21 protein-coding genes and 1 riboswitch are annotated in these 18909 nt (G+C 61.4%); of the genes, 8 read left to right on the top strand and 13 right to left on the bottom strand.

The genetic code is table 11. The annotated features are described in order from the left end of the window. Window positions 1-29: 29 nt before the first annotated feature. From ACXADQ_RS19910 to metZ, 5 genes are all read right to left on the bottom strand, one after another. The gene (locus ACXADQ_RS19910) at window positions 30-1478 is read right to left on the bottom strand and encodes a TrkH family potassium uptake protein (RefSeq protein ID WP_475325560.1); all 1449 of its coding nucleotides are present in this window, start codon (window positions 1476-1478) and stop codon (window positions 30-32) included. A 134-nt stretch (window positions 1479-1612) separates the two neighbouring features. Next, a complete protein-coding gene (locus ACXADQ_RS19915; protein WP_475325564.1) occupies window positions 1613-1840 on the bottom strand; it encodes a hypothetical protein in 228 nt (75 codons plus the stop codon). Between the two features lie 114 nt (window positions 1841-1954). Next, on the bottom strand, window positions 1955-2626 hold the full coding sequence (locus ACXADQ_RS19920; RefSeq protein ID WP_475325567.1) for a hypothetical protein: 672 nt from the start codon (window positions 2624-2626) through the stop codon (window positions 1955-1957). 249 nt (window positions 2627-2875) lie between these two features. Next, window positions 2876-3973 (bottom strand): GTP cyclohydrolase FolE2, encoded by a 1098-nt coding sequence (gene folE2, locus ACXADQ_RS19925; protein WP_475325570.1) that lies wholly within the window; start codon window positions 3971-3973, stop codon window positions 2876-2878. A gap of 113 nt (window positions 3974-4086) precedes the next feature. Further along, the gene (gene metZ / locus ACXADQ_RS19930) at window positions 4087-5268 is read right to left on the bottom strand and encodes an O-succinylhomoserine sulfhydrylase (protein WP_475325574.1); all 1182 of its coding nucleotides are present in this window, start codon (window positions 5266-5268) and stop codon (window positions 4087-4089) included. Between the two features lie 61 nt (window positions 5269-5329). After that, a riboswitch (SAM riboswitch) is annotated at window positions 5330-5406 on the bottom strand. A 112-nt stretch (window positions 5407-5518) separates the two neighbouring features. On the opposite strand from metZ, the gene ACXADQ_RS19935 reads away from it, so the two are divergent. Beyond that, on the top strand, window positions 5519-6460 hold the full coding sequence (locus ACXADQ_RS19935) for a DUF726 domain-containing protein (RefSeq protein WP_475325577.1): 942 nt from the start codon (window positions 5519-5521) through the stop codon (window positions 6458-6460). 23 nt (window positions 6461-6483) lie between these two features. Further along, window positions 6484-7191: a glutathione binding-like protein gene (locus ACXADQ_RS19940; protein ID WP_475325579.1), complete on the top strand. Its 708-nt coding sequence runs from the start codon at window positions 6484-6486 to the stop codon at window positions 7189-7191. Between the two features lie 71 nt (window positions 7192-7262). On the opposite strand, the gene ACXADQ_RS19945 is transcribed toward ACXADQ_RS19940, so the two are convergent. The 5 genes from ACXADQ_RS19945 to ACXADQ_RS19965 form a co-directional block, all read right to left on the bottom strand. Then, a complete protein-coding gene (locus tag ACXADQ_RS19945; RefSeq protein ID WP_475325581.1) occupies window positions 7263-7862 on the bottom strand; it encodes an inner membrane-spanning protein YciB in 600 nt (199 codons plus the stop codon). 2 nt (window positions 7863-7864) lie between these two features. Beyond that, window positions 7865-8767, bottom strand: coding sequence for an EamA family transporter (locus ACXADQ_RS19950; RefSeq protein ID WP_475325583.1), 903 nt, complete (start codon window positions 8765-8767; stop codon window positions 7865-7867). Beyond that, the gene (locus ACXADQ_RS19955) at window positions 8764-9198 is read right to left on the bottom strand and encodes a hypothetical protein (RefSeq protein ID WP_475325586.1); all 435 of its coding nucleotides are present in this window, start codon (window positions 9196-9198) and stop codon (window positions 8764-8766) included. The genes ACXADQ_RS19950 and ACXADQ_RS19955 overlap by 4 nt, the downstream gene beginning before the upstream one ends. 213 nt (window positions 9199-9411) lie before the next feature. Beyond that, window positions 9412-10521, bottom strand: coding sequence for a signal recognition particle-docking protein FtsY (gene ftsY, locus ACXADQ_RS19960; protein ID WP_475325588.1), 1110 nt, complete (start codon window positions 10519-10521; stop codon window positions 9412-9414). Window positions 10522-10578: 57 nt separating this feature from the next. Further along, window positions 10579-11208, bottom strand: a complete 630-nt coding sequence (locus ACXADQ_RS19965) for a lysoplasmalogenase family protein (RefSeq protein ID WP_475325590.1) — start codon at window positions 11206-11208, stop codon at window positions 10579-10581. A gap of 112 nt (window positions 11209-11320) precedes the next feature. On the opposite strand from ACXADQ_RS19965, the gene ACXADQ_RS19970 reads away from it, so the two are divergent. Further along, window positions 11321-11710 carry a hypothetical protein gene (locus ACXADQ_RS19970; protein WP_475325592.1) on the top strand — a complete coding sequence of 130 codons (390 nt, stop codon included), beginning with the start codon at window positions 11321-11323 and terminating at the stop codon, window positions 11708-11710. A gap of 167 nt (window positions 11711-11877) precedes the next feature. Then, window positions 11878-12921, top strand: coding sequence for an alkane 1-monooxygenase (locus ACXADQ_RS19975; RefSeq protein ID WP_475325594.1), 1044 nt, complete (start codon window positions 11878-11880; stop codon window positions 12919-12921). Here the strand turns inward: ACXADQ_RS19975 and xseA are convergent. Further along, on the bottom strand, window positions 12918-14477 hold the full coding sequence (xseA, locus tag ACXADQ_RS19980) for an exodeoxyribonuclease VII large subunit (RefSeq protein ID WP_475325597.1): 1560 nt from the start codon (window positions 14475-14477) through the stop codon (window positions 12918-12920). The two genes, ACXADQ_RS19975 and xseA, sit on opposite strands and share 4 nt — an antisense overlap. A gap of 73 nt (window positions 14478-14550) precedes the next feature. Between xseA and purD the strand changes: the two genes are divergently transcribed. The 3 genes from purD (at window position 14551) to ACXADQ_RS19995 (ending at window position 17109) form a co-directional block, all read left to right on the top strand. Then, on the top strand, window positions 14551-15813 hold the full coding sequence (gene purD / locus ACXADQ_RS19985) for a phosphoribosylamine--glycine ligase (protein WP_475325599.1): 1263 nt from the start codon (window positions 14551-14553) through the stop codon (window positions 15811-15813). A gap of 115 nt (window positions 15814-15928) precedes the next feature. Then, window positions 15929-16528 (top strand): LuxR C-terminal-related transcriptional regulator, encoded by a 600-nt coding sequence (locus ACXADQ_RS19990; RefSeq protein WP_475325601.1) that lies wholly within the window; start codon window positions 15929-15931, stop codon window positions 16526-16528. After that, complete coding sequence (locus ACXADQ_RS19995; RefSeq protein ID WP_475325605.1) at window positions 16525-17109, top strand: hypothetical protein; 585 nt, start codon at window positions 16525-16527, stop codon at window positions 17107-17109. The genes ACXADQ_RS19990 and ACXADQ_RS19995 overlap by 4 nt, the downstream gene beginning before the upstream one ends. Here the strand turns inward: ACXADQ_RS19995 and ACXADQ_RS20000 are convergent. Together ACXADQ_RS20000 and ACXADQ_RS20005 are read right to left on the bottom strand one after the other, a co-directional pair. Next, complete coding sequence (locus ACXADQ_RS20000) at window positions 17078-17818, bottom strand: FG-GAP repeat domain-containing protein (protein WP_475325607.1); 741 nt, start codon at window positions 17816-17818, stop codon at window positions 17078-17080. The two genes, ACXADQ_RS19995 and ACXADQ_RS20000, sit on opposite strands and share 32 nt — an antisense overlap. Further along, entirely contained in the window at window positions 17818-18141 is a 324-nt protein-coding gene (locus tag ACXADQ_RS20005; RefSeq protein WP_475325609.1) for a 2Fe-2S iron-sulfur cluster-binding protein, read from the bottom strand. The genes ACXADQ_RS20000 and ACXADQ_RS20005 overlap by 1 nt, the downstream gene beginning before the upstream one ends. A 179-nt stretch (window positions 18142-18320) precedes the next feature. Between ACXADQ_RS20005 and ACXADQ_RS20010 the strand changes: the two genes are divergently transcribed. Continuing rightward, complete coding sequence (locus ACXADQ_RS20010) at window positions 18321-18860, top strand: peptidoglycan-binding domain-containing protein (RefSeq protein ID WP_475325611.1); 540 nt, start codon at window positions 18321-18323, stop codon at window positions 18858-18860. Window positions 18861-18909 lie beyond the last annotated feature (49 nt).

Genomic DNA, 18909 nt, shown 5'->3' on the forward strand with positions numbered 1-18909 from the left:
AAAGGGCGTGGCCAAGGCTGCGCCCTTTTTCATGCGCGCCAGAAACTGACGGTCAGGATGGCGTACACGGCCAGCAGCTCTAGCCGCCCAATCAGCATCCCCGCGATCAGCAGCCACTTGGCCGGATCATTCAGCCCCGAGAAATTCCCCGAGGGCCCGATCTGATCCCCCAGCCCAGGCCCGATATTGGCCACGGCCGTCGCAGCACCGGAAACAGCGGTGACGAAATCCAGCCCCGTCAGCGCCAGCAGCACCGCCAGCACCCCCAGCGTCACGATAAAGAACATAAAGAATGACATGACTGAGTTCAGAACGTCGTCATCAATCTTGCGCCCGGCATAGCGCGGCGTGAACACACCGTTGGGCGATTGCGTCTTGCGCAGCTGCGCGCGGATCGAGGCAAACAGGATCTGATAGCGGAAAATCTTGATCGAACACGCGGTCGAGCCCGCGCAGCCCCCAATCAGCCCGATGAAAAAGAAGATTGAAATCAGGAAGTTACCCCAATTCATATAATCCACACTGGCATAGCCCGTCCCCGAGATGATCGAGGTGATATTGAACAAGGCCTCGCGGAAGGCTTGCTCCCAATGATGGGGAAAAATCGTGGTCAGCACGAAATAGGTCACAAGCACCAACAGCGCGATGGTCAGCAAAAACCCCCTCACCTGCGGGTCCTTCAGCAGCGCTGTCTGGTGCCCGTTCACCATCTGCACATAGCGCACAAACGGCAGCGCCGCGAGGATCATAAAGACCGAAGCCACATATTCCAACGGCCCGGAAAACGCCCCAAACGAGGCATCCCGCGTGGAAAACCCTCCCGTCGAGATCGTCGTCAGCGCATGCACGATCGCATCAAAGGGCTGCATCCCCAGCACGATGTAACACACCACGCATAGCAGCGTCATCGCGACATAGATCACCGAAATCTGGGTGGCAATCTCGGTTGCGCGGGGCAGGATTTTGCCCATCGTATCGAAGGCCTCGGACTTAAAGATCTGCATGCCACCCACGCGCAGCTCGGGCAGGAACACCATGGCCACCACGATGATGCCGATCCCCCCCAGCCATTGCAGAATGCCCCGCCACAACAAAATCCCGCGCGGCAGGTCGTCCAGACCAGAGAAAACCGTCGATCCAGTGGTGGTCAGGCCTGACATGGCCTCGAAAAAGGCATCCGTGAAACTGGCATCGGTCGCCCCCAGAACAAAGGGAATCGCCCCAAACAGCGGCAGCGCCACCCAAACGCCCGTGGTCAGCAAAAAGGTCTGCTGGATGCTCAGCCGGTCCCGCAGCCCGTTCTGACAGGACATCGCCAGCAAAACGCCTGTGGCAAAGGTGATCAGCAGGCTTTCCAGGAAAACGAACCAATGGCCGCGCCCTTCGACCAGATCGACCAGCAAAGGCGGGATCATGGTCAGGCTCAGGCCCACCACCAGCAGGCCCACAACATATCCAACGGGTCTTAGGTCAAACATGGGGTCGAGGCTTGGCCTTGTGCGCCGCCACTGTCAAGAGAGCGCGTCGCCGAACATGCAGAAGCCCTGAACTGACGGCGCAGCTCAGGGCTTCGGGACGGTGGAAATCCACCGCTAGGCACGAACGCGCCGGATCAGACGTAGAACAGATCGCGGAACACGTGGTGCGGAATCTGGTCACGGGTCAGACCCATCTCGGCCAGTTCTTCGTCGGTTTTCGCCGACAGCGCTTTGATCTGTTCGGTGCGCGACGCGTGATAGGTATAGGCGGTCAGGCCCTTGCCAATCGCGGCAAAGAAAGATGCGGTACGGTCCAGCAGACCGTGGTTGGCGAACGAAATGTCAGTTGCAGGAGCAGCCATTTTGGAAACCTCTTGGTGTTTTGGTCCCTTCCCTGACACTCAAACTAGGTAAGAACAGCTGACTTTACCAATGCCATTTAAGCATGCCCGATGTGCAATTGCTGCAATGCAGCGTTATTCCGTGGTTTCGCCCGCCCCGGGCATCGCCGGAGGCTTGGACGGCGCGCGATAGGTTTTGGTCTCGGCTTTCGGCTCCGCTTTGGGTGCAGATGCAGGCGTTTTGGCTGCCGCGGTCGTGGTCGCCTTGGGGGCCGTTTTCCGGGCGGTGGTGGTCTTGGGCGCAGCCTTGGCGGGTGTTTTAGGCGCGGTTTTGCTGGTCGTCTTGCTGGTCGTCTTGGCCGCAGGTTTGGAAGCAGGAGTTGTCGTGGTTGCGGGCTTGGCCGCAGGCTCGGTGCTTTTGGCAGCAGGCTCCGCGACCTTGGGCGCCGCTGTTTTCGCGACAGGTGCGGGCGCTTCTTTGGGCGTCTGGGCAACGACTTTCGGCTTGGGGGCCGTTTTGCGCGCCGTGGTTTTTGGTGTCGCGGCAGGTTTGACGGCAGGTTTCGCAGGGGCCGGTTTGGCCACGACGGCCTTGGCGACAACAGCAGGTTTTGCCGCTGGGGCACCCCCTTTGGCAGCGTCTTTTTTAGCCTTGGCCATGATGGCTTCGCGCGTGATATAGGCCGGGTTCGCATGGGTCGACAGATGAGTGACCGCGCGCATGAATGACATCTGGGCCTCGAAGGTATACGCCGCCAAGCGGAACATAGACGTCGAGAGCTGGTAGGGATTCAACACATGGATCATCAGACACATCCTTTATAATTTCCGGGCCCGAACCAAGTCTGTCATGCAAAGATCACTCTTGTGCGACAGGTTGTGCCGGACTGATCGTTTTCTCCCGCTGGGATTTTGACTCAGTCCTGGCGACACGCCGAATCCTTCTGGTGCCCGTGCGGCAACCAGACGAAGGAACGCATCGAATTTGGGCACATATTCCGAAAATCAGGAGTGAATGCGCAGGGTTTCAGCAGTTTCCGTTAGGTAAACCCCTGATCATCCCACGTGGAAAAGGGTCTGGAACATCTTTGGATCGATGCTTTCGGCTGCGAACGTGTCGCCTTCGACCAGGATCGAGACCGCGTCATGGCTGTGCAGGCTTTCCTGGTGGCTGGCCACGATGCGGAAATCGCCGATGCGCGGATCCTTGTGCAATTGCTCGCAGAACAGGCGGGCCGCGTCCTCGACAAAGATCGGATTGGCGGCGTTGAGCTCGGCAAAGGCCTGCTCGTCCTCGCGCTTCACCATGACCTGGGTTTCCGTCGGCACGGCGGCGCGGGCCATGTCGATGATGTCTTCGAACCACAGGCACTCGTCCCCGTCCACCTCGACCGAGATGCGCGCGACCGAGCGTTGCGAATGCGGCGTCGCCAGCTGCCCTCGGGACATGCGGGCATGTTCGCTCAGCTCCAGCGAGCACGGGCAGGTGGACGAATAGACATAGTCCAGATGCATGATCTTTTTGCGCACGCCCCCGGTTTCCACCAGCTCGAGCGCGATGTCGTAATATTGGTATCCCGACAGGCCAGAGCGCAGGCTTTCCATCTTCATCGGATAGGAAAAGCGCATCTGGATACGGGCGTCAAAGCTGTCCAGGTCGGATTTGTAATCGTCCAGCGCGGCCTCGATCACCTCAAAACTAAAGGTCTTCTCGGCGTGTTTATAAAACGACCGCATGATCCGGGACATGTTGATGCCCTTTTTCTCGGCCTCAAGGCTGACGGTGCCGGTGACGCTGGTTTCCAGTGTCAGATCGCCATTGTCGCGGGTATGAAACCGGATCGGCAGGCGGAAATTCGAAATCCCGACATGCTGAATTTGCCGCTGTGCGCCCCGGATCAGGCTGGACGGGCCATTTTGCAGGTCCGGCAAATCCGCCTTATAGGCCGCATCCACGGTGAAATCGGCCGGATAATCGCGCGACAGCGCCGGATAGTTGGCCCCCTGCCCCGGCAGCAGTGCTGCGACCGAGGGGTCCAGATCCGTGATTTCCTCGGCGCTGGCGGTCTTTGCCCACGCACGCAACCGCGCCAAGGCCTGCGCGGCCTCGTCGCGTGTCATCTCTTTTTCCATATCCGGCGTGTGAATGTTCATCGTCGGGCCTTTCGGGTTCCTTCCGGGAGAGTAACTTAGTCACTCTTGCCGGAAATTTCCAATATCGAAAGGGATTACGCCGAAAACGACGCCTTGGATCAGTTATTTTCAGGTTAAACCTGATCCAGCCCGTTCAGGATATCCGCGATCAGATCCTCGGCGTCCTCTAACCCGACGCTAAAGCGGATCAGGCCCGGAGTGATGCCCAGCTCGACCTTTTGTTCATCCGGCAGACGCTGATGCGTGGTGGTGGCGGGGTGGGTCGCAATGGATTTCGCATCGCCCAGGTTGTTCGAGATAACCGCAACCTGCAGCGCGTTCAGCACCTTGAAGGCCGCCTCTTGCCCGCCCGCAACGTCAAAGGACACCACAGTGCCACCTTTTTCGCATTGCTCCACGGCCAGCGCGTGCTGCGCGTGGCTGGGATGCCCAGGATAGATCACGCTGTTCAGTTTCGGGTGCCCCTGCAAGGCCTCGGCCAGTTTCAGCGCGCTTTCCGCCTGGGCCCGCACCCGCAGATCGATGGTTTCCAGCCCCTTCAGCATGATCCACGCGTTGAATGGGCTCATCGCGGCGCCGGTATGTTTCATGTAGGGTTCAACGGTGCCGCGGATAAATTCCTGCGTGCCCAGGATCACACCGCCCAGCGCGCGGCCCTGCCCGTCGATATGCTTGGTGGCCGAATAGATGACGACATCCGCGCCCTGCTCGATCGCCTTGGAAAACACCGGGGTCGAGAACACGTTGTCCACCGCAACCAAGGCCCCGACCGCATGGGCGATCTTGGAGACTTCAGTGATATCAACAACTTCCAGCGTCGGATTCGAGACCGATTCAAAGAACACCAGCTTGGTGTCTGCGCGCACAGCCGCGCGCCATTCATCCAGATTCACACCATCCACCAGCGTGACCTCGACACCATAGCGCACCAGGATGTCCTCGAGGATATACAGGCACGAGCCAAACAGCGCCTTAGCGGCAACCACATGATCCCCCGCCTTCAGAGCCGACACCAGCGCGCCATTCACAGCCGCCATGCCGCTGGCGGTGGCAAAGGCATCCTCGGCGCCTTCCAGCGCGGCGATCCGCTCTTCGAACATCGCGACGGTGGGGTTGCCATAGCGGGCATAGATGAACTCGTCCGGGCCGGTTTCGATAAACCGGGCCTCGGCCTGCTCGGCCGTGTCATAGACAAAGCCTTGTGTCAGGAAAATGGCCTCGGAGACCTCGTTATATTGGCTGCGGCGCGTCCCGCCATGTACCAGTTTGGTGCGTTTCTTCCAGCTGTCGCTCATCTGTCTGTCCTTCTGGCCCTGTCGGCCAATAAAAAAACCCCGAACGCGGTCAAGCGAAAGGGGCTCTCTCATCCTGACCTTTTAGCGGCATGTTTTACGTGGCCCGCAATCCGGTAACAAATCGCCACGCCCGCCTGATACGCCCCGCCTGCACGCACGTCAACCGTCACGCAGCTGTAACCGAGTGTTCACGCGCGTTTTGCACAGTTTGCTTAACCAAGCCGCAGAAACGTAGCGAGGGGTCGGGGGAATGACGCTTCTACGGATCAATGCCACGTCAGAGGGGCTGCGTCTGCACGGATCGCACCGCCCTGCCTGGCCCAGCATCGCCCATGCATGCCATATGGCACAGGGTGAGGCCCCCGTGATCATCATGGTCCACGGATTTCGCTTTGCCCCCGGTGCAAGGGCTGTCTGTCCGCACAAGCATATCCTGTCCACCGCCGATGCACCGCGTAATCCCAAATCCCTCAGCTGGCCGCGCGCCCTAGGCTTTGGGCCCCAGGGTGCGGCGCCGGGCCTGGGCATCGCCTTTGGCTGGAACGCGCTTGGCTCGATCTGGGCCGCTTTTGACGAGGCCGCACGCGCAGGCGCACAACTGTCCCGCCTGATCAACCACCTGCACCAACTGGCGCCCCATCGCCCCATCCACCTGATCGGGCATTCCATGGGCGCCCGGGTCATCTTGTCGGCCCTGCCTGAGGCCCGCGCCAACAGCATCGCCCGCATTCTCTTGCTTGCCCCGGCCGAATACCGCAACACCGCCAGCCGCGCCTTGCAATCGCCAGCAGGACAAACGGCCGAGGTCTTCAACGTCACCAGCCGGGAAAACGACCTGTTTGATTTCCTGCTGGAACGGCTGATCCCGCGCGCAGACAAGATCATGGGCAGCGCCCCGCCGCAGCTGCCCAACATGCTTTCGATTCAGCTGGATGACCCGGAAACGCTGGACACGCTGCGCGCCCGCGGGTTTCAAATGGCCCCGGCACAACGCCGCATTTGCCACTGGTCAGCCTACCTGCGCCCCGGCGTCTTTGATTTCTATCGCGCGCTGGTCTTTGCCCCACACCGCCACCCCATTGGCGCATTACAGGCCGCCCTGCCCCGCCACACACACCCCCGCTGGTCCCGGTTCCGTCCCGTCTTTGTGAAACGCTCCGCCTTGCCTTTGGTCCACAAAGCGCCATCATGACCCCCAACGGAAGGGGAGCCCACATGACCAAAGCAATCGACCTCTATTACTGGCCCACACCCAACGGATGGAAAATCTCCATCGCGCTCGAGGAAATGAGCCTGCCCTATAATCTGCACCTGGTGAATATCAGCGCAGGCGAACAATTCGATCCGGGGTTCCTGAAAATCGCCCCCAACAACCGGATGCCCGCGATCATTGACCCCGAAGGGCCCGACGGAGACCCGATCGCGATCTTCGAAAGCGGCGCCATCCTGCAATACCTGGCCCGCAAGACCGGCCAGTTCTGCGGCCCCACCCAGCGCGACCGCATCGCCGTGGACCAATGGCTGATGTGGCAAATGGGCGGCGTCGGCCCCATGGCCGGCCAGGCCCACCATTTCCTGAAATACGCCCCCTCGATGGAGCCCCCCAACGATCTGCCCTACGCCAAAGACCGCTACCGTAACGAGGTCAGCCGCCTCTATCGCGTGCTGGATACCCAACTGGCCGACAATCCGTTCGTCGCCGGAGATTTCTATTCCATCGCCGACATGGCCATCTGGCCCTGGGCCTCGCTCTGGGAAGGCCAGGAACAAACGCTTGACGACAAACCCAACCTGAAACGCTGGCTTGACGAGATCGCCACGCGCCCCGCCGTCCAGGCAGGCCGCGCCCTGGCCGCCGAAAAACGGAAAAATATCCAGGACAGCAAACAGGCGCAGAAGGTCCTGTTCGGACAAAAGGGCTAAGCGCCTTTCTTTGCTCCAAAAATACTCAATCCCCGTCCTTGCCCCCTGTCAGGCCGGGGCTTTATCGGACCCTAGCCCTCCTCCTCGGAAATCGCATAGCGCTTAAACACCCCGCCTTGCGTCATGAAAAACAGGAAAATCGCCGCTGTCAGGCCAAAGGTCTTGAAATACACCCAGATTTCCGTGCTTTGCGTGCGCCAGATCGCCTCGTTCAGCACCGCCAGCGCAAAGAAAAACCCGCACAGCCGCCGCGTCAGCACCATCCAGCCTTCGTCTTGCAACGGCAGGGCCGCATCCATCACGCTTTGCAGATAACTCTCGCCGCGCAACAAACCGATGCCCAGCGCCGCGCCGAACAGCACATAGATCAGCGTCGGTTTCATCTTAAAGAACCGGTCGTCGTTCAACCACACCGACAGCCCCCCGAAAATCACCACCAGCACCAACGTGACAATCTGCATTTTCGACAGATGGCCCGTCAGTTTCCACAAGAGCAGGGTCGAAATCAGCATCACCGGGATGAACCCGGCCGTGACCAGAATGAACCCCTCATACTCGGTGCCACCCATGGTGAACACGCGGTCCTTGAGCCACAGATAGGCTGCGAAAAACAGAACGATGGGGCCCAGTTCCAGCCCGGTTTTCACCATCGGATTGATCTTTTCGGCCATGCTCAGCCTCCCATTTCGACGATCACCGCGCCCGCAGCGATCAATGCCATCAGGGCCAGCCTGCGCGGCCCCACAGTTTCTTTCAACACGACCCATCCAATCAGGGCCGCGAACACGGTCGAGGTTTCGCGCAGCACCGCTGCCTCGCCCACCTTGTCCAGCCGCGTGGCCAGCATGACCGAGCCAAAGCTCAGGAATGCCACGATGGCCCCCACAACTCCGCGCAGCAATAGAGGCGGCAGGGCCGGTTTGTCCACCATCGAGCGCCAGCGCACCCCCGCCACGACCGGCATCACCAGCCCATCGAGCAGAAAGAACCACGCCAAAAAGGTAAATGGGTCTGCCGTGGCGCGAATTCCATAGGCGTCATAGGTGGTATAGGCCGCCACCATGCCTCCGGTCATGACCGCCAGGATCAGCGCCGCCCCCAAGGTCGAGCGATCCACCTCCAGTTTCACATAGTTATAGACCGCCAGCCCGAAAATCCCGCTCAGCAGGACCCCAACCCCCAGCCATTGCGTCAGGGTAAAGGTTTCCTCAAACAACAGATACGCGCCGATCACGGTGAAAAACGGCCCTGTCCCGCGCACCACCGGGTACACCACGGTATAGGACCCGCGGGTATAGGCCATCGCCTGAAGCGTTTTATAGACCAGGTGAATGATCCAAACGATCGCAAAGATCGGCCACATATGCGGCTCGGGCCAGGGCACCACGAACAAGGCCAGGGGCGCGGCCATCGCGGCATAGAAGAAATCAATCGATCCGCGCGACAGCCACGGGTCATGCCGCCCCTTTTGCAGAGCACCAAAGACAGCGTGCAGAAACGCCGCCAACAGCGCCAGCGCCAGCGCGGCCTGATGGCCAGCCTCGGTTCCCTCCAGGCTGATCAGCCAGGCGCTCATATCATGCGCAATTGCATAGGACTGACCTGCCCCGAGATCATCGCCCCCGCCGGATCGGCCAGATCAACCGTGCCGCCGTCCAGTCGTTTCACCAGATCCCCACCGATAGGTTGTAGGGCATAGGCCTCGATCAGGGTGGCTTGCAGGCTGTCGATCACAAAGTCGGTGCGATAGGCCGGTGTCACGCACAGATGCGCGATGCGCGGACACGAATCTTCGACATGGCTGTCCCAGATCACGCGCCCCATTCCGACCACGTCGTCGCCCCGAGTCAGCACGCATTCGGCGCAGACCACGCGACCATCGGGCCAGGCGCCGGTCTCCTGATCCGAGTCGACACGCGCCCATTCCATCAGGTCATCCATAGCCTCGAACAGGCCGGTTTCACCCCATTCGGATTGGGATTTCAGGGTCTCGAATATCTCTAGCATAGTCGTGCCGTCCGCGCCTTTGAGGCCCCGGCACAAAGGCCAGACCCCCCTGATGAAACGGGCGAATCCCAGGCTGGAATCACCGCCCCGCTGTCCAAGTCTTGAATTTCTGACTCGGGTGCAGGACCGGCGCAACCGGACTCATGTGGATTAGCTGGGGATAAACCGGGGGATAAGCTGAGGGAATCCTGTGGCTTTCGCGAAAGGCAGCGTTTAGTCGCCCAAACCCGTCAGCGCTCGGGCAAAATCGGCCGGATCAAACGGGGCCAGATCGTCGATTTGTTCGCCCACGCCAATGGCATGGATGGGCAGGCCGAACTTGTCCGCCAGCGCCACCAGAACGCCGCCTTTGGCCGTGCCATCCAGCTTGGTCATCACCAACCCCGAGACATCGGCCAGATCCTGGAACGTCTTCACCTGGCTCAGCGCGTTTTGCCCCGTCGTGGCATCCAGCACCAGCAAGGTGTTATGCGGCGCGGTTTCGTCCTTTTTACGGATGACGCGGACGATTTTGGCCAGTTCCTCCATCAGGTCTGCGCGGTTTTGCAGCCGCCCTGCCGTGTCGATCATCAGCAGGTCGGCGCCGTCGGCCTCGGCCTTGGTCATCGCATCAAAGGCCAGACTGGCGGGATCGCTGCCTTCGGGGGCGGTCAGAACGGGCACGCCGGCGCGTTCGCCCCAGACTTGCAGCTGTTCCACGGCCGCCGCGCGAAAGGTGTCACCGGCCGCGATCACCACATTCTTACCGGCCGCCTTGAACTGGCTGGCCAGCTTGCCGATCGTCGTGGTTTTCCCCGAGCCATTCACGCCCACCACCAGCACGACCTGCGGTTTCTTGGGATACAGAGGCAGCGGTTTGGCGACGGGCTCCATCACGCGGGCGATTTCCTCGGCCAGGATGGTTTTGATTTCGGTGGTCGAGACCTTCTTGCCGAACCGCCCTTCGGCGATATTGGCGGTCACGCGCAGCGCCGTATCCACCCCCATATCCGAGGCGATCAGCAGCTCTTCGAGCTGCTCCAGCATGTCGTCGTCCAAGGTGCGGCGCACAACAGTCTGACCTTCGTCGCGCCCCAGCAAGCGCCCGATGATGCCGGGTTTGGCTTCGGGTTTCGCAGGCTCAGGAGTGGGGTCTGGCGCGGCTGCTGGCGTTGGATCGACCGACGTCGCTGGTGTGGGTGCTGGGGTCGGTTCAGGCGTGGTCTCAACCGCCTCGGTCACGTCCTCTTCGGCACCGCCATCCTCGACAATCGCATCAAGCCCCTGATCGAGCTTGGATGACGAACGGGTCAGACGTTGTTTCAGCTTGCCGAAAAAGGACATGGGGCCTCCGAAGATGTTTCACTTCACCTAGCCATTCTGGCCCGGCAATGGAAGCCCTCAGCCTGCGGCAAAGGCGTAGAACCCATACATGATCAGCGCCTGTGCGCCCCAATACAGCGCCCAGATCGCGTGGGCCTCGTTGCGCAACTCGCGCCCCAGGAACAGTTGCCGCGACAGGATCAGATCCGAGCCCACGAAACACAGTGCTCCCGATAGCACCCAAATTCGCGGTCCCCCCGGCAGCGCCGCCGCGATCCCCATTGCCAGGATCAACACGACATAGCCACGCACCGCGGCGCGCAAGTTTCCGGTATGTGGCGACAGCCAGCGCTCGGTCGAGACCCCCAGCGCAACCAACCCCAATGCAACCAGCCAGAACACAGCGTCCGGCGCCGCCACCGGCAGGATCAACACAAAGGCCAGCACATAGAACACATGCCCCAGCGCAAAGCTTGCGATCCCGGCCTTCAGCGCTGTCTGGTTCGGACGGGACAGAAGAAAATCCCCCAGCGCGCAGGCCCATAACCCGGCCAAAGCCAGCCAGGGCAGCCCCATCTGCCCCAGCGCCAGGGCGGGCAACACCACGCTGCCGGTTTTGATCAGACTGCGCGGCCAGCTTTCCGGGCGCCAGCAAAACCAGACCCCGTAGATCAGCGCCAGACCAGCGCCCAACAGGAAAAGTATCATCGACCGCCTCCCATGCTGACACCATTTCGCGTCTTTGCACAAATCCACCGAAAACCCCGACGCGCGGATTTGTGACTTGGCAAACTCAAACATACAAGGTCACAGTATCCTCATGAAACAGTTGTTCTTGTTCTTTATGTTCGCCGCGCCGGCTTTGGCCCAGACTCCGATGACCGGCGCAGAATTCGATGCCTATACGCGCGACAAGACCTTCTATTTCGCCGAAGGTGGCGAACCTTATGGTGCCGAGGAATACCTGCCTGACCGCCGTGTGCGCTGGTCGTTTCTGGATGGGCGCTGCAAGGACGGTCTGTGGTACGAAGAGGCGGGCCAGATTTGCTTTGTCTACGAAGATCGACCCGATCCGCAATGCTGGAGCTTCTTTGACAATCCCGCAGGGCTGGTCGCCCGGTTCGAGGGCGAAACCAGCGGCACCATTCTGTATGAAACGCGCCAAAGCACTCAGCCGATGATGTGCATGGGGCCTGATGTTGGCGTTTGATTTTACAACCTCAATGGGCTATATCCTTCTTCTTTTCCCTAATTTCTGTCCCTATTCGAACAAAATCCGGTTTTCGCTTCCTTCGGGACATATGGGCTCCTAGGATGGCAAAACGGGCCGCTTAGGCCGCCTGTCAATCAGCATCTCAACCGATCCCGGAGCCACGCGTGCATCTGTTCGCCCTAGCCACGCTCTTACCTGCTGCAAGCCTCTGCCTTGGGGCGTTGCTCGGAGGCGTTTGGATCTGGGCGGGGCTGCTGTGCATGACGCTGGGATGCTACAGCGTGGACAGGCTGGCGAACGGCCCCGCGTTGCGTGGGCGGGACAGGGCCGAGTTCCCCTCGGGGGATGTGTTGTCCACCATTCTGGCCCTTTTACACCTACCGATGTTGGGCCTGTCGGTCTGGGCGATTTCCCTGGCCCCGTATCTGTCCGGGATCGAGCGCCTTGGCGTGCTGATCGGGTTTGGATTGTTCTTCGGACAGGTCGGGCATCCGAATGCGCATGAACTGATACACCGTCCAAACCGAGGGCTGCGTGCCCTTGGCGTCATGACCTATGCGACGCTTCTGATCGGTCATCATGTGTCTGCCCACCGGCTGGTACATCATGTCCATGTGGGCACCGATCAGGATCCGAACTCGGCCAGAAAGGGGCTTGGGTTCTGGCGGTTTCTGATCCATGCTTGGCCTGCCTCGTTCATCGCCGGAATGCGCGCGGAGCGCCGTCTCAGACAAAGATCCTCACGCAAAAGCGCGCAGATCACACCATATATTACCTATGCATTATATGCACTTATCGCCCTCTCTTTATCTTATACTTTAGGTGGATACCCTGCCATCGCAGCCTTGCTGGTGATCACGACCTACGCCCAAATTCAGATTTTCCTGGCGGATTACGTGCAGCATTACGGGTTGCGGCGCACCCCGGACGAGCAGGGCAAATACGGCCCGGTGACGCCTCAGCATTCGTGGAACAGCCCGCATCTCGGGTCCAGCGCGATGATGCTGAATGCGCCACGTCATTCCGATCATCATCTCCATCCAACGCGCCATTACCCCGCCCTGCAGCTCGAGCCCGAGATGCCCATTCTGCCCCATTCGCTGCCAGTGATGGCGGTGATCGCTTTGGTGCCGCCGCTCTGGCGAAACGTGATGAATCCGCGCCTGGAGGCATTGGCCAGCCACCAACGAACCCCGCGCACTGACTAGAAAAGGCTGCCCTGTTCCGGGGGCTTGGGCGCGGATTTTTGGGCCGCTCTGGAGGCAGATCTGCCCGCCTCGCCAACCACGACTTTCCCGTCTGCGAATTCGATCTCCAACGCTTTGGCCTTCTTGGCGGTTTTTGCTGAGGTCGCGACTTCTCCGTCCCCGCGCACCACCGCATATCCCCGCTGCAATGTCGCCTTGTACCCCAAGGTCTCTCGAAGTTGATTCAGACGCTCCATCTTTTCGCGCCACCTGTCGGTTTGATGGGTCGCGACCTGTGCAAACTGTTGCGCCGTTCTGGTGAGGTCTTGCGATTTTCTTTTGATATCAGCTTCAATCGGACCAGTCTTCAACCTGTCGGACCGTACACGCAGCGCCTCGGATTTGGCAGCGACGGCCCGCGACAGCCCTGCCTCCAACCTTGGCGAAAGCTCCGAAAGGCGGCGCTTTTCGGCGTCTATCTGTCGGCGCAACGCCGAGGCCCGCAAACCGCCTGACGCTTCTGACAGTTTGACCCGACGCAGCTGGACCGAGCGGATCAACCCTTGCGGCAGGCGATCCCCCCACAAGTCCAGTTTTTGGCGCGAGCCGTCCAGCAACGTGTCCGTGCGCGGCAATGCACGCCCCAGATCGCGCAGACGTTGGCCGCGCTGGGTGATGCCTTGGGTCAGCGCTCGGCTGAGGCGCGCGTTCTGCTGGTCCAGCCAGCCCATCAGTTCCAGCCGGACGGGCACGGCCAGCTCCGCCGCAGCGGTGGGTGTGGGCGCGCGTTTGTCCGACACGTAATCAATCAGCGTGGTGTCCGTTTCGTGGCCCACGGCCGAGATCAGTGGGATGTCCGAGGCGGCAGCGGCGCGCGCGACCTCTTCTTCGTTGAAGCCCCACAGATCCTCGATCGAGCCGCCGCCTCGTGCGACGATCAACAGGTCGGGCCGGGGCAGTGCGCCGCCGGGGGTCAGCGCGTTGAAGCCCCGGATCGCGTTGGCCACTTCGGGCGCGCATTTCTGGCCCTGCACGGCGACCGGCCAGATCAGCACCTTGCGCGGGAACCGGTCGCGCAGGCGGTGCAGGATATCGCGGATCACCGCGCCCGAGGGCGAGGTCACCACCCCGATCACCTCGGGCAGATATGGCAGCGGACGTTTGCGTTCCGGCGCAAACAACCCTTCTGCGGCCAGCATCTGTTTGCGTTTTTCCAGCATGGCCATCAGCGCGCCCATGCCGGCGGGTTTGATATCCTCGATCACCATCTGGTATTTGGATTGGCCCGGAAAGGTGGTCAGACGGCCGGTGGCGACGACCTCCATCCCTTCTTCGGGGCGGGTGGTCAGACGGGCGGCCACGCCTTTCCAGATCACCCCGGCCAGAACGGCGCGATCATCCTTCAGATCCATATACACATGCCCCGAGCGCGGCAGCGACACGCGCCCCACCTCGCCACGGATGCGGACATAGGAAAATTCGCCCTCGATCATGCGTTTCACCACGCCCGAAATCTCGGAGACGCTGAATTCCGGGGCGTTTTGGCCCTCGGGGGCCTGATCAAAAAGTTCCGACATGTGGGGCCTGACTTGTATCCGTGCGCCAGCCACCTTAGAACGCCCCAAACAAGAGGCCAAGCGGAGACATGGCATGAATATCCTCATCCTGGGCGGCGGCGGACGCGAACACGCATTGGCATGGGCCGTCATGCAGAACCCCAAATGTGACAAGCTGATCGTGGCCCCGGGCAATGCCGGGATCGCTGCCATCGCCGATTGCGCCAGCCTGGACATCGAAAACGGTGTGGCCGTGGTAAATTTCGCCGAGGAAAACGCGATTGATTTCGTGATCGTCGGCCCCGAGGCTCCGCTGGCCGCGGGGGTTGCCGATGATCTGCGCAATGCCGGTTTCAGCGTGTTCGGACCGTCCAAGGATGCCGCGCGGCTGGAGGCCTCGAAAAGCTTCACCAAGGAAATCTGCGACATCGCCAATGCCCCCACGGCGGGCTATGGCCATTTCACAGATGCCGAGGCCGCCAAGGCCCATATCCGCGAAAACGGCGCGCCCATCGTGGTCAAGGCCGACGGTCTGGCCGCCGGTAAGGGCGTGATCGTGGCGATGGACGAACAGACCGCGCTGGACGCCATCGATGACATGTTCGGCGGCGAGTTTGGGGCCGCAGGCGCCGAGGTCGTGATCGAGGAATTCATGGAGGGCGAGGAAGCCTCGTACTTCATTCTGGTCGATGGCGAGGATTGCCTGCCCATCGGCACTGCACAGGACCACAAGCGCGTGGGCGAAGGCGATACCGGCCTCAACACGGGCGGCATGGGGGCTTACTCGCCCGCGCCGGTGCTGTCGGACGAGATCGCCGAGAAAGCCATGAGCGAAATCATCCGCCCCACCATGAAGGCCATGGCCGACAAGGGCATGCCCTATCAGGGCGTTCTGTACGCCGGTCTGATGATCAAGGACGGCCAGCCGCGCCTGGTCGAATACAACGTCCGCTTTGGCGATCCGGAATGCCAGGTGCTGATGCTGCGCCTGGGCGCCCAAGCGCTGGACCTGATGCAAGCCTGCGCCGAGGGCCGCCTGTCCGAGGCCAAGGTGAACTGGGCCGACGATCACGCGATGACCGTGGTGATGGCCGCGAACGGCTATCCTGGTGCGTATGAAAAGGGCAGCCCAATCAACGGGCTGGACAACCTGCCCGAGAGCTCCTCGGAGATGTGTTTCCACGCGGGCACCGGCAAGGTGGACGGCCAGATCGTTGCCACTGGCGGGCGCGTGCTGAACGTGACCGCGCGCGGGGACAGCCTGCGCCAGGCCGCAGATCGCGCCTATGCCATGGTCGATCAGATCGACTGGCCCGAGGGCTTCTGCCGCCGCGATATCGGCTGGCGCGCGCTGTAACGCTCCTTTTGGCGAGCCCGAAATTCGGGCCGCCATACCTTCGCAAACGATATTTGCGCATTCCCGGTGTCCGCCCTATCATGGCGCGAAACACCCCAAAGGACTTGCGCAAACCATGACCGAGCTCGTTGATCAGGCCTATGCCACCGGCGATTTCATGGAACTGATGTTCACCCATGCGCCGATCGGGCTGGTGGTGACGGAAAACCGCGTGATCCGCGATTGCAATCCAACCTTCGCCGCGATGTTCGGCTATGATCGCGCCGAGCTGCGCGACAAGCTGTTCAACATTCTGTACCCGTCTGAAGAAGAATTCGCGAACATCCGCAATCGCGGTGTGAAAGAGCTGCAGGAAAACGCAGGATACTGGGACGAGCGCGTGATGGCGCGCAAGGACGGTCAGATGTTTTGGGCCCGCGTGCGTGGCCACAGCTTTACCCCCGATGATCCGCTGCAACGCGCCGTCTGGAGCTTTGCCGACCTGTCAAAATCCCGCCCCTATCAGCCGTTGACCCGGCGCGAGCGCGAGGTGTTCTCGTTGATGGGCGAAGGCAAAACCAGCAAGGAAATCGCGCTGATCCTGGGCATGTCCTATCGCACCGTCGAGGTCCATCGCGGCCGACTTCTGAAGAAATTCCGCGCCTCGAACACGGCCAGCCTGTTCCAGTCTCTGGGCACCTTGGCCGGGCCGCATGTGGTGAATTCCGGGAAATGACGGTCTATGGGTTCAAACCGGCGCTGTTGCGGGCCGAGTTGGAATTTACCCTGCAAGACTCGGTGCTGACCGGGCCCGATTGGGCGCTGGATCTGCGCGATGTCACCGCCGTGTCTTATGCCGAAACCTCGGTGCGGTATGTGACGAACCGATACCTGGAACTGGACGCCAACGGCCAGACCCGCCGGGTCAGCCAGAACATCGACACCGGCGCCGAGGCGGCGCGCGAACCCTTTTCCGAACTGGTGGTTGCCATCCTGCGCGACGTGCACGCGCTGTACCCGGACATGCAGGTCAGCTATGGCATGCGCGGCAACGCCCGGCTGGGCATGTTTATCGTTGGGGTGCTCAGCTTGGGCGTGGGCGCGGGTCTGCCGATCGCGGCCCTGGCCACGGGTGTCAGCGGAGACAGGCTGCTGGCCGCATTGGTGCCCTCACTGCTTTTGGTGTTGCTGGGGATGGGCTTTGGCTGGGGCAACCGCCCCTGGCAAGCCCCGCCAAGCGTTTCCCTGGCCAAACTGATCCACAGCCTGGATCAGCGCCAAACGGCTAACGACACGCCAACGCCGCCCGCAGACTAGCCGGGCCTCGATAGGGCCCGATATCCTGCACAGCGATGCTGCCCCCGGACAGAGTCGAAGCCATCAGGCGCGACCAGTCCCGGTTCACGGTGACCATCTCAGGCCCATCACCACAATCGCGCAAGCCGCTCAGGATCTCTTCGTCGCCGATGCGGTGGTTGGTCAGCCCGTCGCGCTCGGCCACCAGAACCAGCTGGCCCTGATCAAACCGCCAGACACGCAACAAGCGGGCCAGATGCGGACGGTCGATATAGGCGATCTCGACCTTGCCATCCCCATCCAGATCCGCCGCCCCGATTGGCGCCAGCCAACGGTTGCGCCGCCCAATGTTGGGGGTGGCAGCGATCACGCCGGTCTGATCCCAAACAGTCAGCCGCGCCCCTACGGTATTGGTGGTCTCAACGGCGATCACCTCGGCGTCCCCGTCCCCGTCCACGTCCACCAGGCGCGGCGCTGTATCTTCGAAAATTTTGCTGTCGGGCAAGGTCACCGTCACCGCGCGCCCATCCGACAGTCGCAACCGCATCCCGCCCCATTCGGGCGTATCGCCCAGAATATCGTGGTGATAGCGATCAACCGGCTGAATGAACTCAGCCCCGACAATATCGGCCAGCGCGCCGACCGACCCGGCCAGCCACAGGCACAACGCTGCCGCTGCGCCGCGCGCCGGACGGCGCAAGACGCGCAACATCCGACGCGGCGCCCGCATCAAATCTGCTTTTCGGGCATGTGGACGATCAGGCCGTCCAACGCATCGCTGACCTTCACCTGACAGGTCAGGCGCGAGCGTGCGGGATCGGGCTCGTAGGCAAAATCCAACATGTCCTCTTCCATGTCTTCCTTCGCAGGCAGCTTCTCCACCCAGGCCGGATCCACATAGACGTGGCAAGTCGAGCAGGCACAAGCCCCGCCGCAGTCAGCCTCGATACCCGGAATGTTGTTGTCGCGCGCGCCTTCCATGACGCTCAGCCCATTTGCCACGTCCACGACGTGCTCGGTGCCATTGTGCTCGATGTAAGTGATTTTCGCCATCTGGCGGCCTCCCAAGGGATTCAGTTGTCACAGTCAGCCATCTTCCTAGCCAAGCTCTGAGATTTTCACCAGTCCCTTTTACAGGTTTTGCGCGCCCTCGCCCCCAACTGCCCACACTTTCCCCACCGCTGAAAACCCGCTAGACTGGAGCAAACACGCCGCAAGAGGCAACAGAGCAGATGACCCGTTTCCCAGTTCCGGCCCTTTCCGTGGCGGCCCTTATGGCCATGACGGCCTGCAACACCACCCTGCCTGTGCCGGATATCTCGCCCGAGCCCCCCCTGACCCGCACCCTGGAACAGGCCCCTCCAGGCGCCGCGCCGGGCACCTGCTGGGGCAAACACACCCGACCCGCGGTGATCGAAACGGTAACCCAGCAAATCATGCTGCAACCCGCGCAAATCACCAGCGACGGCAAGGTCATCCAGCCCGCCATTTACAAGACCGAAACCCAGCAGCGTATCGTCCAAGAGCGCAAGGACACCTGGTTTCAGGCCCCCTGCCCTGATGTTCAAACGCCCGAATTCGTCTCGTCTGTCCAGCGCGCTCTGGCCGCGCGCGGCCTGTATCGCGGCGCGATTACCGGCGAAATGGACAGCCCCACCCGCGCAGCCATCCGGAAATATCAGAAAGCCCAGGGGCTGGATTCCGGCATCCTGTCGACCGCAGCCGCCCGCAAACTGGGGCTGATCGCGATCGAGCGCCCCACCGAGCAATAACCCCACACGAAAAAGGCCGCCCCAATCTGGGCCGGCCTTCAATGCAGGA

This window comes from Thalassovita sp. ABM4_323 (genome assembly GCF_056158665.1).

What these genes read in the sequence shown, in the direction of transcription:
- ACXADQ_RS19910 (WP_475325560.1), bottom strand. Translation starts at nt 1,478, where the DNA reads ATGTTTGACCTAAGACCCGTTGGATATGTTGTGGGCCTGCTGGTGGTG.
- ACXADQ_RS19915 (WP_475325564.1), bottom strand. Translation starts at nt 1,840, where the DNA reads ATGGCTGCTCCTGCAACTGACATTTCGTTCGCCAACCACGGTCTGCTG.
- ACXADQ_RS19920 (WP_475325567.1), bottom strand. Translation starts at nt 2,626, where the DNA reads ATGATCCATGTGTTGAATCCCTACCAGCTCTCGACGTCTATGTTCCGC.
- folE2 (WP_475325570.1), bottom strand. Translation starts at nt 3,973, where the DNA reads ATGAACATTCACACGCCGGATATGGAAAAAGAGATGACACGCGACGAG.
- metZ (WP_475325574.1), bottom strand. Translation starts at nt 5,268, where the DNA reads ATGAGCGACAGCTGGAAGAAACGCACCAAACTGGTACATGGCGGGACG.
- ACXADQ_RS19935 (WP_475325577.1), top strand. Translation starts at nt 5,519, where the DNA reads ATGACGCTTCTACGGATCAATGCCACGTCAGAGGGGCTGCGTCTGCAC.
- ACXADQ_RS19940 (WP_475325579.1), top strand. Translation starts at nt 6,484, where the DNA reads ATGACCAAAGCAATCGACCTCTATTACTGGCCCACACCCAACGGATGG.
- ACXADQ_RS19945 (WP_475325581.1), bottom strand. Translation starts at nt 7,862, where the DNA reads ATGGCCGAAAAGATCAATCCGATGGTGAAAACCGGGCTGGAACTGGGC.
- ACXADQ_RS19950 (WP_475325583.1), bottom strand. Translation starts at nt 8,767, where the DNA reads ATGAGCGCCTGGCTGATCAGCCTGGAGGGAACCGAGGCTGGCCATCAG.
- ACXADQ_RS19955 (WP_475325586.1), bottom strand. Translation starts at nt 9,198, where the DNA reads ATGCTAGAGATATTCGAGACCCTGAAATCCCAATCCGAATGGGGTGAA.
- ftsY (WP_475325588.1), bottom strand. Translation starts at nt 10,521, where the DNA reads ATGTCCTTTTTCGGCAAGCTGAAACAACGTCTGACCCGTTCGTCATCC.
- ACXADQ_RS19965 (WP_475325590.1), bottom strand. Translation starts at nt 11,208, where the DNA reads ATGATACTTTTCCTGTTGGGCGCTGGTCTGGCGCTGATCTACGGGGTC.
- ACXADQ_RS19970 (WP_475325592.1), top strand. Translation starts at nt 11,321, where the DNA reads ATGAAACAGTTGTTCTTGTTCTTTATGTTCGCCGCGCCGGCTTTGGCC.
- xseA (WP_475325597.1), bottom strand. Translation starts at nt 14,477, where the DNA reads ATGTCGGAACTTTTTGATCAGGCCCCCGAGGGCCAAAACGCCCCGGAA.
- purD (WP_475325599.1), top strand. Translation starts at nt 14,551, where the DNA reads ATGAATATCCTCATCCTGGGCGGCGGCGGACGCGAACACGCATTGGCA.
- ACXADQ_RS19990 (WP_475325601.1), top strand. Translation starts at nt 15,929, where the DNA reads ATGACCGAGCTCGTTGATCAGGCCTATGCCACCGGCGATTTCATGGAA.
- ACXADQ_RS19995 (WP_475325605.1), top strand. Translation starts at nt 16,525, where the DNA reads ATGACGGTCTATGGGTTCAAACCGGCGCTGTTGCGGGCCGAGTTGGAA.
- ACXADQ_RS20000 (WP_475325607.1), bottom strand. Translation starts at nt 17,818, where the DNA reads ATGCGGGCGCCGCGTCGGATGTTGCGCGTCTTGCGCCGTCCGGCGCGC.
- ACXADQ_RS20005 (WP_475325609.1), bottom strand. Translation starts at nt 18,141, where the DNA reads ATGGCGAAAATCACTTACATCGAGCACAATGGCACCGAGCACGTCGTG.
- ACXADQ_RS20010 (WP_475325611.1), top strand. Translation starts at nt 18,321, where the DNA reads ATGACCCGTTTCCCAGTTCCGGCCCTTTCCGTGGCGGCCCTTATGGCC.